This is a genomic window from Lysinibacillus sp. NPDC093712 (genome assembly GCF_050280025.1).
Lineage (GTDB): Bacteria > Bacillota > Bacilli > Bacillales_A > Planococcaceae > Lysinibacillus.
Genome location: NZ_JBNNUU010000002.1, coordinates 573812 through 590774, shown reverse-complemented (window position 1 = coordinate 590774; position 16963 = coordinate 573812). Strand labels below are relative to the sequence as shown.

The following is a 16963-nucleotide window of genomic DNA, read 5'->3' as shown; positions in this document are numbered from 1 at the left end:
TTTGTATAATTTTTTATTACCAGATGAATTTGTGACAAGCATTTTTGAAATTACACCAGAAAAGCTTCAAGAATTAGGCATTAAAGGGATTATTACAGATTTAGATAATACGCTTGTGGAATGGGACCGTGCAGATGCAACGGAAGAGCTTATTATTTGGCTACGTATTATGAAGGAATCGGGTATTCGCGTTATCATCGCGTCGAATAATAAAGAGGCGCGTGTAAAGCATTTTGCTGATCCGCTCAATATTCCGTATATTCATAAAGCAAAAAAACCACTTCGAAATGCCTTTTATAGTGCCGTAATTCAATTAGGATTACGTCCAAATGAAGTAGTAATGGTAGGAGACCAGCTACTAACAGATGTAATGGGTGCCAATCGTTTAGGACTGCATACTATTTTAGTAAAACCAGTTGCACAATCAGATGGGCTCGTAACAAAATTTAATCGTTTCGTTGAGCGTCGTGTGTTCAATGATTTAAAACGAAAAGGAATAATTACTTGGGAGGAAAAAGAATGAACGAAATGCCAAATTGTATTGGCTGCGGTACGACAATTCAAACAGAAGATAAAACAGCAGTAGGGTACGCACCCCCATCATCATTAGAAAAAGACGTGGTTATTTGCCAACGTTGCTTCCGTTTGAAAAATTACAATGAAATTCAACCTGTGTCATTAACAGATGACGACTTTCTACGTATTTTAAATGGTCTTGGAACACAGCAAGGCTTAATCGTGAAAATCGTTGATATTTTTGACTTCAATGGTAGCTGGTTGCCAGGGCTTCATCGCTTTGTTGGCAAAAATCCAGTGCTATTAGTAGCGAATAAAGCTGATTTGCTTCCAAAATCAGTGAAGCCTAAAAAGGTTATCAACTGGCTCAAACGTGAAGCAAAGGCACTCGGCCTACAACCAATTGATGTGCTTTTAGTGAGTGCACATAAAGGACAAGGAATGACTGAGGCGATGGAAGCGATTGACGAGTATCGCAAAGGCCAAAATGTTTACGTAGTAGGTTGTACAAATGTTGGGAAGTCCACGTTTATAAACCGCGTTATTAAGCAGGCTACAGGTGAAGGGGAAGTCATCACAACTTCTCATTTCCCAGGAACTACATTGGATATGATTGAAATTCCACTCGATGATGGTAGTGCATTATATGATACCCCAGGGATTATTAATCACCACCAAATGGCGCATTACATTGATGCGAGTGAATTAAAATATATTATGCCCAAAAAAGAAATTAAGCCGAAAGTGTATCAGCAAAATCCAGGTCAATCATTATTCATTGGTGCACTGGCACGTTTTGATTTTATTCAAGGTGAACGTTCGGCATTCACAATTCATGTGGCAAATGATCTGCCAATCCACCGTACGAAGTTAGAAAAGGCAGATGATTTATACGCTGAGCATAAGGGCGAATTACTTGCACCACCGACTGCAAACTTTATTGACAAGCTACCTGAGTTAATCCGTCATGAGTTTTCAATAAAAGAAGCAAAAACAGATGTCGTCTTTTCAGGGCTTGGTTGGATTACGGTACAGCATGCTAATGTAGTTATTGCTGCTTATGCCCCAAAAGGTGTACAAGTTTCAATTCGTCCATCACTCATTTAATCATTAGTAAAGAAGAGAAGAGGAACTAGGACATGAAGAAGTGGTTTGCAGTAATTGGTGATCCAATCGAGCATTCAAAATCACCAGCCATGCATAATGTTTGGTTTGAAGAAATGGCAATCGATGCAACTTATATTCCAGTACATGTGACACCAGATCAGTTAGAAGCGGCGGTTGCTGGTTTTAAAACATTAGGTGCAAGTGGTTGGAATGTTACTATTCCCCATAAGACAGCAATCATTCCCTTTTTAGATGAGTTAGATGAGTTAGCAGAAAAAATGGGTGCGGTAAATACGGTTGTACGTACAAAAGATGGTAAGTTAAAAGGATACAATACGGATGGGCTTGGTTTTGTTCGCTCGTTGGAAGAGGCTGTAGGCAAGTCACATAAAGAAAAGCCAGTGCTTCTTATCGGAGCAGGAGGGGCAGCTCGTGGCATAGCCTTTGCGATGCAACAACAAGGCTATACGAATTTAACAATTGCCAATCGTACTGTTGCCAATGCCCAGGCAATTATCGATGAACTTGGAACAGGTCGAGCGATTTCATTAGCGCAAGCTGAGGAAACGTTGGCTGACTATGGCATTTTAGTACAAATGACGTCAGCGGGACTTGTTGCGGGTGATTTTTCAATGCCATTTTCACTGAATCGACTAATGAAAGGCGCAATTGTTGCAGATATTGTGTATAATCCATTAATGACGCCTTTTTTACAAGCGGCTGAGGAAAAAGGTGCAACTGTAGTTACTGGTCTTGGCATGTTCGTACATCAAGGTGCGATTGCGTTCCAATGCTGGCTCGACGAATATCCAAAAACAAATTCAATGATTGCGCGATTGAAGGCGCAATTAGGAGGACAATAATTTTTATGTTAACAGGTAAACAAAAGCGTTTTTTACGTGCAGAAGCACATCATTTAACACCGATTTTCCAAGTAGGAAAAGGCGGCGTGAATGACGAAATGACAAAGCAAATTCGTGAAGCATTAGAAGTACGTGAGCTAATTAAAGTGCGTATTTTAGATAACTGTGAAGATGATAAGCAAGAAGTAGCTGAAGCTCTTGCAAAAGGTGCACATGCTGAGCTTGTTCAATTAATCGGATTAACAGTTGTTTTATATAAAGAATCACGTAACAACAAAAAAATTGTGTTACCAAAAGTAGCGAAATAAGGTGAAACGATGAAGAAGGTCGGTTTACTTGGAGGTACGTTTAATCCACCACATATCGGACATCTAATGATGGCAAACGAAGTATTTCATGCATTGGAATTAGATGAGGTACGTTTTTTGCCGAATGCATTACCACCTCATAAACAAGCTCCTCATGATGCGAGTGATGCAAAACGATTAGAAATGGTTGAACGTGCTATTCAACCATATCCGCATTTTCGTGTGGAGTCGTATGAGGTTGATAAGGGAGGCGTATCCTATTCATATAACACACTTGCTGCATTATGTGAAAGAGAGCCGACTGTAAAATTTTACTTTATCATTGGTGGGGATATGATTGATTCACTCCATACGTGGTATCGCATTGATGAGCTAGTGGAGCTCGTTCAATTCGTCGGCGTAAAGCGTCCAAGTACTGAGGCGCGTACGGAGTATCCTGTCTTGATGGTGGAAGTACCGCAAATCGATTTATCGTCTACACTGATTCGTGAACGCCTTGCCACTGGTAGAACGGTAACCTTTTTACTGCCAGAAGCGGTAGAGACGTTTATACGAGAGGAAGGTCTTTATGGAACGCGAACAGTATTTAGCAGCGATTAAACCACGTATGCCTGAAAAGCGTTATATCCACACACTGGGTGTAATGGAAACAGCCATCGCGTTAGCAAAAATTTATGGTGAGAACGAGAAGAAAGCTGAAATAGCAGCCATTCTCCATGATATTGCAAAGTATGCAGAGATCGAATGGATGGAGCGCATCGTTCAAAACGAAAAATTAGATCAACAACTCATTGGCTGGGGCAGTGAATTACTACATGGTCCAGTTGGGGCATATATTGCTGAAAGTGAATTCGGCATTACGGATGAAGATATATTAAATGCTATCCGCTTTCATACGACAGGACGTGTAGCAATGAGTCGTTTAGAAAAAATACTTTTTGTCGCAGATATGATTGAACCGAATCGAAACTTTGAAGGTGTTGAACGACTGCGAAAAAAAGCTCAAAAAAATTTGGATAAGGCAATGAGTGCCTGTATACGCCATACATTAGCGTTTTTAATTGATTCAAAGCAGGCAATTTACCCATTATCTATAGCATGTTATAACGATATGATGAAAAGAGAGGAAAGTGAAGGATGACTTCAACTTTATTACAAGCAGCTTACAAAGCAATCGACGACAAACATGGTGAGGATATTGTCGTTTTAAATATGCAAGGTATTTCACTATTAGCAGATTACTTCATCATTGCACACGGGAACTCAGATCGCCAAGTACAAGCGATTGCACGTGAATTACAAGATGTAGCAGTCAAAGAAGGACATGAAATTCGTCGCGTAGAAGGCTTCGATGGCGCACGATGGATTTTAGTAGACCTAGGGGATGTTGTAGCACACGTATTCCACAAGGATGAGCGTGCTTACTATAACTTAGAGCGTCTATGGGGCGATGCACCACAATTAGACGTACCAGAGGCGTAAGTGAGTAGCTACGAACGTTTTGCTCATGTATACGATGAGCTCCAAACTGATATTCCATATAATAGCTATGTGGAATGGATTGAGCAACATGCACCGAGCAAACATTTCCCGAGGCTTTTAGATATTGGCTGTGGGACCGGTGTTCTTGGCCTTATGTTAGCCAATACTGGCTATAGTGTAAGTGGCATCGATTTGTCAGAAGATATGCTTGCTATAGCGGCTGAGCGTTTTACAGAGGCGGGTCTACAAGCACCGCTATTCTGTATGTCGATGCATGAATTAGATGGTTTTGAGGCACTGGATGTTGTAACAATTGCAATTGATTCGCTTAACTATGTTGTGGAACAACCAGATGTTTATTCGACGCTAGAACGTATTTTCCATGCTTTACGTGAAGGTGGTCAACTGTTTTTTGATGTCCATTCATTATTTAAAATGAATGAGATTTTTTTAGACGGACCATTTACGTATGATAATGGAGAGATTAGCTATGTATGGCATACAGAGCCTGGCGATTATGAACATTCTGTTGTTCATCAAATGACGTTTTATGTACGAGATGTAGCGAGTAATTTGTACGAACGTTTTGATGAGGAGCATTTCCAGCGCACATTCCCAATTGAGCAATATATGACATGGCTTCGTGAAATTGGCTTTACAGATGTAGAAGTTACAGCAGATTTTACAGATGAAGCACCTGAATACGAAAGCGAACGCATTTTTATTCGTGCAGTGAAGTAAAAAAAGAGTGACTCAAAAAAGGGATTAAGATTAGAAATCTTAATCCCTTTTGTTATTTTTATTGTAAAAAATGGGTTCTCTTTCGTCTTGCCATACTCTTCGAACATCCCCAGCTGTTTGCTATGTCTAAGTAGACTGCTAGCAATACATATAAAATTGATTGGAGCGGAGGACGGGCGACTCCTGCTCAGAACGCACAGTACGTAAGACGCAACAGACCGCGCGTAGCGAGGTTTACGGCTTACGGTGTGCCCGCGGAAAGCGCCCGCCCGTAGCGGAAATCAACGGCAGTAGTCATCCCCTATATTAGTTTTAAGTAAAAAAAAGTTCGGTATTATACCGAACTTTTTTTACTTAAATATAACTTTTTGGACACATAGGGCAAGAACAATTCACATTTTGGGATATAGCATCAATCCACTTTTCAACACGAAAATGATAGTATATGATGAAATTGACTCCATATGATTGCCTTTTGCATAGAAAGGATGGTATGTATGATCCAATCTTTATGGCAAAAGTATAGAAAAAGTATGTTGCTCCCCAGCATACTTGGTATCAGTGGACTTTGTTACTTCTTTTTTTCAAGTTTTGACTCTTCACCTCCCCAAGAAGAGCTCATCGAAACAATCCAATCTACAGAACAATTAGCAGTAACAGAACCTGCAGAAGAAGCGGTCTTACAGCAGGTGTTTATTGATATAAAGGGCGCTGTCTTACATCCAGGTGTTTATGAGCTAAATTCTGAACAACGAATTATCGACGCAATCCAGCTTGCTGGCGGTTATAGCGAAGATGCGGATACACGACTTATTAATCATGCCCAGAAGTTGCAAGATGAAATGGTTATATATATACCTGTAAAAGGTGAGCAGCTTGATGAAGTGATGGCCAGTTTCGATAATGCCACCTTCGCTGCTGGAGGCCAAACGTCAACAAATAATAAGGTGAATGTTAATAAGGCAGATAATACGGAACTGACAACTTTAGCAGGTATTGGCCCGTCTAAGGCGCAGAGCATTATTGCGTATCGTGAGGAAAACGGACGCTTTCAAACAATAGAAGATATAAAAAAAGTGACTGGAATCGGCGAAAAAACTTTTGAAATGCTTAAAGATTCAATTACTGTCAACTAATTGGTTATATAGTATCAAGTTGACGACCCTTTTCGAAAAGGGCTACACTATAGTAGAAAAGTGACTGGGACAGTGATGCACAGTCCATAATCAATGATAGTAAATTGGAGGTAGTCATATGGAGCGTATTACTTGGGATCAATTTTTCATGGCACAAAGCCATTTACTCGCGTTACGTAGTACTTGTACAAGACTGGCAGTCGGAGCGACGGTCGTACGTGATAAGCGTATTATAGCAGGAGGATACAACGGTTCGATTACAGGTGATGAACATTGTATTGAAGAAGGCTGCTATGTTGTGGATAATCATTGTGTACGTACAGTGCATGCAGAGATGAATGCACTCCTACAATGCGCAAAATACGGAACGCCGACAAAAGGAGCAGACCTTTATGTTACACATTTCCCTTGTCTACCATGTACAAAATCAATTATTCAAGCAGGAATTGAACGAGTTTATTATGCAACGGACTATAAAAACAATTCATATGTGCAGGAATTATTTGGAAAAGCAGGCGTAGAGGTATTGCATGTACCTTTTGATGAACGCAAAATTGACTTTTTAAGAAATGAAAAATTGGCTTTGTACATAGATATGCTGAATGAGCTACGTGAAAGTGGTGTGCCTGCTGAAAAATTACTCCCTTATGAACAGAAGGTGAGTGCATTATTTGGCAAAATACTATAAAGCATAAATGGATATATGTAGCACTTGCTGTACTTGTGGCCTCACTAGCAGCACACAAGTCAGCTTGGCTACTTGCTAGTTTACTTATAGTAGCAACTTGGCTTACTTTAAAAGGTGAAACTTTTATCGTCTCCGCACTCGTAGTAGGTGCTGGACTTCTTTCTTTCTTCTTTATTACAACTTTTCGAATGACGGAACCTTCCCCTTTACCGTCAACTTTTCAATTAACATGGACGAGCGATTATAAAATTAACGGACAGCGGCTTAGTGGTTTTGCGAGGACGGAAACAGGTGAAAAACTTTATGTCACGTATACGTTATCCTCACAGCTTGAAAAGCATTTTTATGAAACTACATCAATTACAGGCTTTACCTATGTCGTGCAAGGAGAAATTGTAGAGCCAAATCCACCTGCACATACTTACAATTTTTCCTTTGAGAAATATTTAGTGAGCAAAGGTGCAAGGGGCGTATTTGAAGTGAAGAAATGGACGTTAATGTCGGAGAAAAAAACAATTAGCTCTGTTCTTGCTAAGTATAGATTTCACCTAAAAAAACATATTGAGACATCCTTTCCACCATCGCTTATCGCAGAGGCACAGGCGCTGCTTATTGGTTTTCGAGATCATATGGATGATGAGCTCCAACGAGCATATCAAAAGCTCGGCATTACGCATTTATTTGCCATTTCCGGCTTACATGTAGCGCTTGTATCATGGTTGTTTTATGAGGGGTTATTACGATTGGGGCTTCGCAAAGAAATGGCCATAATTGTCTTACTCATCATGTTACCTGTTTATGGTGTAGTAGCGGGTGGAGCACCTTCAGTAATCCGTGCAGTTTCTGTTGTAGAACTGAGCATGTTATTGCGCTTTACGAGGTGGCATATGTCAGTTGATGATGCACTAGCCATCAGCTTTATTAGCTTTGTTTTACTAGAGCCAGGTGTTATTTTTCAAATTGGTTTTCAACTATCCTATTTAGCAACAGCTAGTCTTATATACTCGTGGGGTATTTTTCAGGACAGGAATTGGTTACAAAAATCATTTTTAATCACGTTTGTATGCCAACTACTTGTTTATCCGCTATTACTGTATCATTTTTATGAACTATCCATATCTTCGTTTTTAGCAAATATTATCTTTGTACCATTATTCTCATTTATAATTTTACCAATAAATATTTTGATGCTTTTCGCTACATTCCTCTCGACGCCTTTAGCAAAGCTATTATTTGAAGTATATGAGCCAATGCGTCAATGGCTAACGGAGACGATCTTGTTTTTACAAGCTTTGCCATTGCAACTTTGGTCGCCGGGGAAACCTGCCTTCTGGTTAGTCTGCATTGCTTTTGTCAGCGTGCTTATTAGTTTATATTTTTTAGAAGTAAAGCACTATAGCAAAGTCGCCATTGTCCTTCTTATTCCTGCTTTTTGTATACATCTTGCGCCTATATTATTTAAGGAAACAAAGATTACGTTTTTGAATGTAGGTCAGGGTGATTGTACCATCATTGAATTGCCGTTTAGAAGGGCCGTATACGTGGTTGATGCAGGAGGCGTCCTTCGGTTTAGGCAAGAGTCTTGGAAGCTCTCAAACAGCCCCTATGAGGTTGGTAGACAGGTTGTTGTACCATTTTTAAAAGGAAAAGGTATTCGGGAGGTGGATATTTTGATTTTAACGCATCCTGATGCCGACCATGTAGAGGGAGCAGAGGAAGTGCTTGAGGAAATAACGATGCGTGAAATTCATGTAACACCAGGCTCATTAAATACACCTGCGATGCAAGATTTATTGGTGGAAGCAACGAAACAAAAAGTACCTGTGAAGGAAAAGATGGAAGGTTCGTCATGGCATGTAGGTTCTACAAGTTTTCACTATTTATCACCCCGCGATACGCTTTATGAAGGCAATAACGATTCCCTTGTATTATTTATACAGCAGCAATCGTTTCGTGCATTGTTAACTGGTGATTTAGAAGAAGCCGGAGAACGCCAGCTGATAAAGCTATATGGTCAACAACTAGCAAACATAACGCTGTTAAAAGCAGGTCATCATGGTAGTAAAACATCAAGTATAGAGCCATTTGTAGAGCTTCTACAGCCTGCATTAACGGTTTTTAGTGCAGGACGTAATAATCGCTACCAACATCCACATGACATTGTAGTCGAGCGTTTTAAGAAGCGGCGATTAGCGACAAAAACGACCAGTATAGATGGGACAATCGAAGTCACTATATATCGTGATAAATGGATTGTTCGCACAGAAAAAGACCTTGTCCGAAACTGAACAAGGTCTTTTCCATTGGTATAAGAGGTAGATTACATGCTTGCGTAGTCTACTATTACTGCGATGATGAACATAATAGTGAAGACCCCAAATGATACGCCGAAGCCAACGCCTGAATCGATAGCATCGTTACGTTTGCATTGTATATTATTACCTTCAAATGGATTCATTGTCATCCCTCCAATTCTGTTACTAATTATAAGACATCGTTTTCATAAAAGCTATATCGAAAAGATGAATTCCCAACTGTGGCAACGAATGGACACAATTTAGCTCAAAGTCACAACCGAAACTAAATCATGTATACTAGTAGTATTGCTATATGGAGGTAAAAATATTATGATTTCGACGGTTTGGAACAAAATAAAAAAAGGTGAGCTTTCGCCAGTGTATTTGATTATTGGTGAAGAAAGCTATTTTATAGATGAAACTGTAAAACGTTTAAAAGAAGCACTTGGTAATGAAGAAGAGATTGAAATGAGCACTTTTGATTTGGAAGAGTTGCCGGTTGATGTTGTTATAGATGAGGCGGATACAATCCCGTTTTTTTCAGAACGGAAGCTTGTAATTGCTAAAAATGCGTCGTTTTTAAAGGCAACTGAAAAAGGTAAGGAAAAAATAGATCACGATGTTAAACGATTAGAGTCATGGCTTGCAAACCCTTCAGATTTTTCGGTGACGGTCTTTATTGCCCCATATGAAAAGCTGGATGAACGAAAAAAAGTGACGAAAATGATGAAAGAGCATGCGTTCATCGTCCAAGCAGAAACACCGAAAGAACAAGATTTAGCAGTGTGGATTCAAGGGCTTGTAAAAGCGCAGGGCAATACAATTACTCAAAGTGCTATTGAGCAGCTTGTCTCAATGGTTGGATCAAATATGCTACAACTTCAGATGGAAATAGAAAAACTTGCATTATACGTAGGCGATGGTGGAGAAATTACAACGATGCTAGTGGAGGATTTAGTAGCGAAAACACTAGAACAAGATGCCTTTAAAATGTTAAACGCGTATTTGGCAAACGACCCAGTAGCAGCATTGACAATTTACCATGATTTATTGAGACAAAAACAGGAGCCAATTATGCTAGTCGGTCTTCTTGCCTCAAATGTGCGAACGATGTCGAATGTTTTTTACTTGCTGAAAAAAGGCTACCATCCACAGCAAATTGCAAAAAATTTAAAAATCCACCCTTATCGTGTAAAGCTAATGGTTGAGCAGCGAAACCGTCCATCTGAAGAGAGCTTATTGAGGGCTTTGTACCAATTAGCTGAGGTTGATTTACAGCTAAAAACAGCAGGTGGGAACCGCGAGCGTTATTTAGAACTATTTTTACTGCGCAGACTGTAAAAAATATTTACTAGTTGGGCATGAATGGTTATATAATGTCGTGGGGGGTTTTTGAACGTGCAAACACGAATTCAGTACATGGATAGCCTACGTGCCATTGCAATTATAGGCGTATTACTTTTACATGCTGCGACTCCTTATGTCGTACTTTATGACAAAATATCTAGTTTTGATTGGCAAACAGGCATTGTATACAATGCTTTATCACGATGGTGTGTGCCCATTTTTTTAATGATTAGTGGGGCGCTTTTACTTGGTCGAAAGGAAGAATCTTTAAGCACTTTTTTTAAAAAACGTGCCAATAAAATTTTATTACCTTTCATTGCTTGGTCGATTATTTATTATGCCTGGGCAACATATATGTGGAATCCAGGATATTCGTTAAAAGAATTTCTAATCATGTTTTTTAATAATCAGATATACTATCATTTGTGGTATTTTTATGCGCTTATTGGTATTTATCTACTAGCGCCGGTTTTTAATATTTTTGTTAATCATGCCTCTAAACAAATGATAGGCTATGTGATTGTTCTGTGGATGTTATTTTATGGGGTATTCCGTTATTATTCATATATCGTGAGTAATGAATTTACACTGTTTTTCCCTTTAAGTGAGTATATCGGCTTCTTTTTACTAGGCTATTATTTAGCGAAATTTGAGCTATCGAAAAAATGGCGTGTCGGAATTTACATGTTAGGGATAATTGGTGCGCTTGAAACGATTTGGAGCACAAATACATTGACAGAGCAGCAAGGACAATTTTCAGGCTATGCATTTTCGTATTCCAGCCCTAATGTTATTGCGATGAGTGTTGCACTTTTTGTTTTTGTGAAATATTGGGTCAATCGAAAAGTTGCAAGAGGAAGCTATGAAACAAGTGGGATAGTCAAGCTAATTGGACAAACAAGCTTTGGTGTTTACTTAGTACATGCGATGATTCTAGATAAAGTCCGTCCGCACTTTTTTGAAGGAAATGAGCTCTTTGTAAAGCCGCTTATGGCGATTCCGTTGCAGGTAGTAATCATTTTAGTGTTATCTACAATTATCGTGTGGATTATACAGAAAATACCATTGTTAAAAAGGCTGATTTAGTAGGGAAAATCGAACAGATAAACGAATATTTCTGAACGTTTAAAAATCCGCTTTGCTTTTTAGCGGGTGAGTAAGGCACGAATGTTTCGTGCTTTTACTTATCCCGCAGTAGCAAGGCGGATTTTATTTGTTTATAATTACTGATAAAAAATTAGAAATGAAAAAAGACCAGTTACTCATAAGAGTAAACTGATCCTTAATAAACACTTACGCTTTTTTAGCTAGGCGAGACTTTTTACGAGCCGCCGCGTTTTTGTGGATAAGTCCTTTTGAAGCTGCTTTATCTAAAGATTTGTAAGCTGCTTGTAAAAGTTCTTGTGCGTTTTCAGCGTTTGCAGCAACAGCGTTTTCAGCTTTTTTCACTGTAGTACGCATTGCAGATTTAGCTTGAGTGTTAGCAGCGTTAGCTTTTTCGTTAACTTTTACGCGTTTAATCGCAGATTTAATGTTTGGCATATCTTTCACCTCCTAAAATAGGTACGAGATGATATCTTCTCATTGATTTCTTGTGTCAATACAACAAAAATCATTTTAACAAACGCTAGGCTAAATTGCAATAGATAAATGCAAAGAATATTTACTTGACAGTTTGAACAAACTACAATTTGAGGTGAACTGAATGCAAAACTTAAATTGGCAGCGTACTGATTTAATTGATGAATCTGAAGAGGTAGTTTTACATCAAACGAAGGAACAAAAAGATACACTTGAACAATCAAGTGGGGTTCAAATTGAAGACAAAACTGCAGGGCGTGTGAAAATTACCGATGTCCAAGTAAATGCTGAGGGCAAAAAACAAATAGGCAAAAAGGAAGGGAAATATATAACCCTTTCCGTCCCAACGCTTACTTTAGAGGATGAAGATGGATTCGAACAGCTTGAGAAAGCATTGTTGGAAAATTTTAAAACAATGCATGAATCAATTGCCTGGAAGGAAGATGACAAAATATTAATTATAGGTCTTGGCAATAGAACGATTACGCCAGATGCCATTGGACCTTATGTTATTGATCACTTGCATAGTCTAGAGCAAATCGATGACAAATTTGTCATGTACGCACCTGGGGTAACAGGACAAACAGGATATGAAACAGGTGAATTTGTAGCAGCATTGGCAGAACGCCTGCAACCAAAATTAATTATAGTAGTAGATGCACTCGCAACGAGAGCAAGTGATCGCTTATGTAAAACAATTCAACTTACTGATACAGGTATTCATCCTGGCTCAGGTGTCGGCAATCAGCGCAAGGAAATTTCTTATGAGATGCTAGGTATCCCGGTTACTGCTATTGGAATTCCAACAGTCGTTGATGCGCCAGTCTTAATTGCTGATGCAGTAGAGGTGATGCTACGCTCTATTGCTGCACGTGTTGCGGAACGTGGAAAACCTTCTTCTAAATTATCCTTATCTTCTTGGCGACCAGACATTAATAAAGAACTAGATATGTCCCTTGTAACACCGATTTTTGGTGAATGGGCAACTTGGACAAAAGAGGAGCGTCAACAGCTTTTTGAAGAGACATTTGCCGCTTCACATGCACAGTTAATGGTGACACCAAAAGAAGCAGATTATTGGATAGATAAGTATGCAACAATCATTTCAACTATGCTTATGAATTGGGCAAACGATCTATAAAATCATCGTTCTAAAAGACACATCCCCTCCATACGATAAGGGGAGGAGGGTGTGACTTTGCTAAAAAAACTACAATGGTCAATTGGTCTATTATTGTTCTTTTTCGTATTACCAGTCATTGCTGGGCAACTTCCGTTCAACAAGCAAGCATCGACTCCGATCAAGCAACCAGAGGATAAACAAGTCGTGTTTGCCGCTACTAATTTGCCTGAACAAACAGCACTAGAGTTGACGAAAGAGCAGACGGAAGAACAGCAGGATCCTTTTAAAGTATTATTGTTATTTACGCATTCACAAGAAGCCTACCAACCAATGGTGAAAGCGGTAAGCGGGAAAGCAGACGTTTATGATGAGAAGACAAATATTTATAATTTACAAGGTGCGATTGCCAAGCATTTTAGCATGAACGGAATACAGACAGATGTATTAGATGTTGATGTCATGAAGGTAATGAAATCTGAAGGCAAAACCTTTCCGCAAGCTTACAACACAGTACGTCCATATTTAGCAAATCGTTTAAAGGAACAATCTTATAATTTAGTGATTGATTTGCATCGAGATTCAGCCAAGCATGATACGACAACTATTACACATAACAATGAAAGTTATGCACGTATTGCCATTGTTGTGGGGGCAGAACATAAAAATTACAGATGGAATACTGCTTATGCAGAAAGTCTCTCTGCTGCTATGAATGAAATTGTGCCGAAGGTTTCAAGAGGGGTTATATCTAAAAGTGGTGACAATGTAGATGGTCGTTACAATCAAGATTTAGCCAAAGAAATGATTTTAATTGAATTAGGTGGAATAGATAATACAGAAGAAGAATTAAATCGTACAATTGCTGTAATTGGAAAAGCAATTGCTAAAAGCTTTGTGACTGAATCAAAAAGTTAAAAGCTAGCGTCTTGTCATTCTATATTTTAGAAACATTTGAGATAGCTAGTTATTAATGAAATAATCATATCCATGCGATGCCTTCGTCGTTGTCACTGTTATGAAAATGAGTTGATGTAATCCATGTAGGGGAATGAATGGTAAGTGAGGGTGACTATTGAAAAAATTACCTAAAATTTTTTGTTTCAGAGGTCTTTCAATTGTTTTTACCTTGCATTATACTTTTCAAGTCAGCTCATACGCCTTATTGAATCGGGCAATTTTCGATGGTGTACATCAATGGAAAAAACCGCTTCAAAAGCATCTACCATTATGGGCAGATGCTTTTTTTCGTTGGTTAATATTACGAATTTTAATGTAAAAGTAAAGTATTTTATACATACATTTGTAGTTTTTGGGGTATTTATACAAATCACAGAGATAAAAATTCTCAGTGAAAATTTTTTTGTTTTAGAAAATGGTTAACCTTTTTAGGTAGCTCATTCGTCTTTAATAATAGTAATGGAAATAAAAGAAAAGGGGCAGAGGCTAGGCAGCATACACACTATTTTTTAAACTAAATAATGTTAAAAGGGTTTTACATTTTATTGGAGGAAACAGTATGTTAGGCAAGACATTGAATCATCGTTACATCCCGGGATTAGATGGGATTAGAGCATTAGCAGTATTAGCTGTAATTGCTTATCATTTTAACTTTCGATGGGCCAGTGGAGGATTCCTCGGAGTTGATATATTTTTTGTATTATCAGGTTACTTAATCACCTCAACGATTTTACCGATGCAAGGTGAGCAATTAACAATCAATTTGCGTAAATTTTGGATTGGACGCTTTCGACGCCTAGTTCCAGCTGCATATGTCATGATAATGACCACTTTCGTGTGGGTGATGTTATTTCATAAAGAGCTTTTAAATACGTTGCGAGGAGATGCCCTATCCTCCATTTTTTATTCTAGTAATTGGTGGTTTATTTATCACAAACTATCCTATTTTGATAGTTTTGGGTCGCCTTCCCCTTTGAAAAATTTATGGTCTTTAGCAATTGAGGAACAATTTTATGTTATTTGGCCAATTGTATTAATCATTGGTTTGTCTATATTTAAAAAACAAAGTAAATTTTCTAACATTATTTTTATTGGCGCAATTTGTTCAGCATTACTCATGGCTATCCTATTTCAGCCTGGAGCTGATCCAAGTCGTATTTATTATGGGACAGATACACGTTCATTTGAATTACTAATCGGTTGTTGGCTTGCCTTCGTTTGGCCGATGAAAAGACTTTCTACTAAAAAGCTTTCTGCCAAGCATGTTTATGAGCTCAATAGTATTGGTGTCATCACCTTTATTATTTCTATTGCCAGTATTTTGTATGTAGATGAATACCAAGCATTTTTATATAGAGGAGGCATGTTCCTATTTTGTATTAATGCCGCGCTATTAATTGCCTGTGTTTGTCATCCAGCTAGTTTCTTAGGGAAACTACTCTCTTGGAAACCACTTTGCTGGATTGGTTCTAGATCATATGGAATTTATCTTTGGCATTACCCAATTATAGTGCTAACCACTCCTGTTCATGAAATAGGAAATCCAGTGTATTGGCGTGTCGCTTTACAGCTTGTGTTAATATTAATCGTCGCAGAATTATCGTATCGTTTTATTGAAATGCCGATTCGTAAACAAGGATTCCGAACATATTTCCGAAAATATTGGGTCATCAATCCGAGCAAGTGGCAAAATTTTTCGATTGCAAGAAAAATAGCAACTGCTGTTATTCCGCTATTCATTTTAGTATTCTTTACTGGTATTACAGGGGTAGTAGGGGAAGCACAACAGGATACAAAGGAGAATTATCCTACAAATATTAAAATAAATGGTGAAGAACAGCATTCTGCTAAAGATACGCAAGAAAAAAATAAGGCCGAGGAAGAAGTAGGAACGTCTGTGGAAAATAACGACGAAACGTCTCAACTAGAAAAAGACGAGCCAAGTGTAAATCCTATGAAAGAACCGTATAAAGAACTTTTAGCTATCGGGGATTCAGTTATGATTGATATTGCTACGCGTTTACATACGCTATACCCTAACATTACAATCGATGGGAAAATCGGGAGACAAGTCTCACAAGCAGTTAAATTAGTTCCTAGTTACACTCGTTTCAATCAACCAAATAAAGCAGTCATTATTCAACTAGGCACAAATGGTTATTTTACAAATAACCAGATTGATACTCTCCTTGGCGCGTTTTCACAAGCGCAAATTTACTTAGTGAATACACGTGTACCACGTCCATGGGAAACAAAAGTGAATAATGCTTTAGCAAATAAAGCACATGAGTATAACAATATTACATTAATTGATTGGCATTCAACAGCGCTTAACCACCCCGAGTATTTTGCTCCGGACGGTGTACATTTAGAACCAAAAGGGGTAGAGGCTTTATCTAGCCTTATTCAGCAAGCAGTCGATGCACATAAGAATGATGTTTAATGTTAACTGCCAATTTAGCCTCCATATATCTACTTCAAGTAGATTAACTTTCAGGTAATGATAAGATACAAAGAGACCAGCAGCTTAAAATATAGTTGCTGGTCTCTCTTTTGTTTTTAAATATAAAATAGTAGGAATGTTTTGCTCTCATTTTCTAATAACTAATTTAATAATGACCAATTTTGTACACACACTCGCCATATTTTATGTGTTCTTTATAGAGAGCCATTTTTAGCTTAATTGCCTCAATATGGTGCTTTTTTATGCATTGATTCGCAGAAAATAACAAACATAAATAAGAGTAACCATTGATTTAACAGCATTTATGCCGTTCTAATGTTGTGGTTTGTATATGGTTCATAGTATAATTCATT

General features: G+C 38.3%; 18 protein-coding genes. 16 read left to right on the top strand and 2 right to left on the bottom strand.

Going from position 1 to position 16963, the window contains the following annotated elements:
- Position 1 precedes the first annotated feature (1 nt).
- The 11 genes from ACQKNX_RS10440 to ACQKNX_RS10390 all read left to right on the top strand — a co-directional run bounded on the left by ACQKNX_RS10440 (position 2) and on the right by ACQKNX_RS10390 (position 9129).
- Positions 2-523, top strand: a complete 522-nt coding sequence (locus tag ACQKNX_RS10440; RefSeq protein ID WP_172772137.1) for a YqeG family HAD IIIA-type phosphatase — start codon at positions 2-4, stop codon at positions 521-523.
- Positions 520-1623, top strand: coding sequence for a ribosome biogenesis GTPase YqeH (gene yqeH / locus ACQKNX_RS10435; RefSeq protein ID WP_401017933.1), 1104 nt, complete (start codon positions 520-522; stop codon positions 1621-1623). The genes ACQKNX_RS10440 and yqeH overlap by 4 nt, the downstream gene beginning before the upstream one ends.
- 32 nt (positions 1624-1655) lie before the next feature.
- The gene (gene aroE / locus ACQKNX_RS10430) at positions 1656-2486 is read left to right on the top strand and encodes a shikimate dehydrogenase (protein ID WP_427428818.1); all 831 of its coding nucleotides are present in this window, start codon (positions 1656-1658) and stop codon (positions 2484-2486) included.
- A 5-nt stretch (positions 2487-2491) separates the two neighbouring features.
- Positions 2492-2794 (top strand): ribosome assembly RNA-binding protein YhbY, encoded by a 303-nt coding sequence (gene yhbY / locus ACQKNX_RS10425; protein ID WP_139860444.1) that lies wholly within the window; start codon positions 2492-2494, stop codon positions 2792-2794.
- A 9-nt stretch (positions 2795-2803) separates the two neighbouring features.
- Complete coding sequence (locus tag ACQKNX_RS10420) at positions 2804-3394, top strand: nicotinate-nucleotide adenylyltransferase (protein WP_427428817.1); 591 nt, start codon at positions 2804-2806, stop codon at positions 3392-3394.
- The gene (yqeK, locus tag ACQKNX_RS10415) at positions 3363-3935 is read left to right on the top strand and encodes a bis(5'-nucleosyl)-tetraphosphatase (symmetrical) YqeK (RefSeq protein ID WP_427428816.1); all 573 of its coding nucleotides are present in this window, start codon (positions 3363-3365) and stop codon (positions 3933-3935) included. The genes ACQKNX_RS10420 and yqeK overlap by 32 nt, the downstream gene beginning before the upstream one ends.
- Complete coding sequence (gene rsfS / locus ACQKNX_RS10410; RefSeq protein WP_340823538.1) at positions 3932-4276, top strand: ribosome silencing factor; 345 nt, start codon at positions 3932-3934, stop codon at positions 4274-4276. The genes yqeK and rsfS overlap by 4 nt, the downstream gene beginning before the upstream one ends.
- The gene (locus ACQKNX_RS10405) at positions 4277-5017 is read left to right on the top strand and encodes a class I SAM-dependent DNA methyltransferase (protein ID WP_427428815.1); all 741 of its coding nucleotides are present in this window, start codon (positions 4277-4279) and stop codon (positions 5015-5017) included.
- Positions 5018-5514: 497 nt separating this feature from the next.
- Complete coding sequence (locus ACQKNX_RS10400; RefSeq protein WP_427428814.1) at positions 5515-6153, top strand: helix-hairpin-helix domain-containing protein; 639 nt, start codon at positions 5515-5517, stop codon at positions 6151-6153.
- Between the two features lie 118 nt (positions 6154-6271).
- Positions 6272-6841 (top strand): ComE operon protein 2, encoded by a 570-nt coding sequence (locus tag ACQKNX_RS10395; protein WP_427428813.1) that lies wholly within the window; start codon positions 6272-6274, stop codon positions 6839-6841.
- Positions 6842-6876: 35 nt separating this feature from the next.
- Positions 6877-9129 carry a DNA internalization-related competence protein ComEC/Rec2 gene (locus ACQKNX_RS10390; RefSeq protein WP_427428812.1) on the top strand — a complete coding sequence of 751 codons (2253 nt, stop codon included), beginning with the start codon at positions 6877-6879 and terminating at the stop codon, positions 9127-9129.
- Between the two features lie 32 nt (positions 9130-9161).
- Here the strand turns inward: ACQKNX_RS10390 and ACQKNX_RS10385 are convergent, their stop codons facing one another.
- Complete coding sequence (locus ACQKNX_RS10385) at positions 9162-9299, bottom strand: YqzM family protein (protein WP_340826450.1); 138 nt, start codon at positions 9297-9299, stop codon at positions 9162-9164.
- 169 nt (positions 9300-9468) lie between these two features.
- Between ACQKNX_RS10385 and holA the strand changes: the two genes are divergently transcribed.
- On the top strand, positions 9469-10479 hold the full coding sequence (holA, locus tag ACQKNX_RS10380) for a DNA polymerase III subunit delta (RefSeq protein WP_427428811.1): 1011 nt from the start codon (positions 9469-9471) through the stop codon (positions 10477-10479).
- A gap of 57 nt (positions 10480-10536) precedes the next feature.
- A complete protein-coding gene (locus tag ACQKNX_RS10375) occupies positions 10537-11571 on the top strand; it encodes an acyltransferase (RefSeq protein WP_427428810.1) in 1035 nt (344 codons plus the stop codon).
- A 207-nt stretch (positions 11572-11778) separates the two neighbouring features.
- Here the strand turns inward: ACQKNX_RS10375 and rpsT are convergent, their stop codons facing one another.
- A complete protein-coding gene (rpsT, locus tag ACQKNX_RS10370) occupies positions 11779-12027 on the bottom strand; it encodes a 30S ribosomal protein S20 (RefSeq protein ID WP_172772128.1) in 249 nt (82 codons plus the stop codon).
- 163 nt (positions 12028-12190) lie between these two features.
- Between rpsT and gpr the strand changes: the two genes are divergently transcribed.
- From gpr to ACQKNX_RS10355, 3 genes are all read left to right on the top strand, one after another.
- Complete coding sequence (gpr, locus tag ACQKNX_RS10365) at positions 12191-13207, top strand: GPR endopeptidase (RefSeq protein ID WP_427428809.1); 1017 nt, start codon at positions 12191-12193, stop codon at positions 13205-13207.
- A gap of 51 nt (positions 13208-13258) precedes the next feature.
- Positions 13259-14104 carry a stage II sporulation protein P gene (gene spoIIP, locus ACQKNX_RS10360; RefSeq protein WP_427428808.1) on the top strand — a complete coding sequence of 282 codons (846 nt, stop codon included), beginning with the start codon at positions 13259-13261 and terminating at the stop codon, positions 14102-14104.
- Positions 14105-14705: 601 nt separating this feature from the next.
- Positions 14706-16589 (top strand): acyltransferase family protein, encoded by a 1884-nt coding sequence (locus ACQKNX_RS10355; protein WP_427428807.1) that lies wholly within the window; start codon positions 14706-14708, stop codon positions 16587-16589.
- Positions 16590-16963 lie beyond the last annotated feature (374 nt).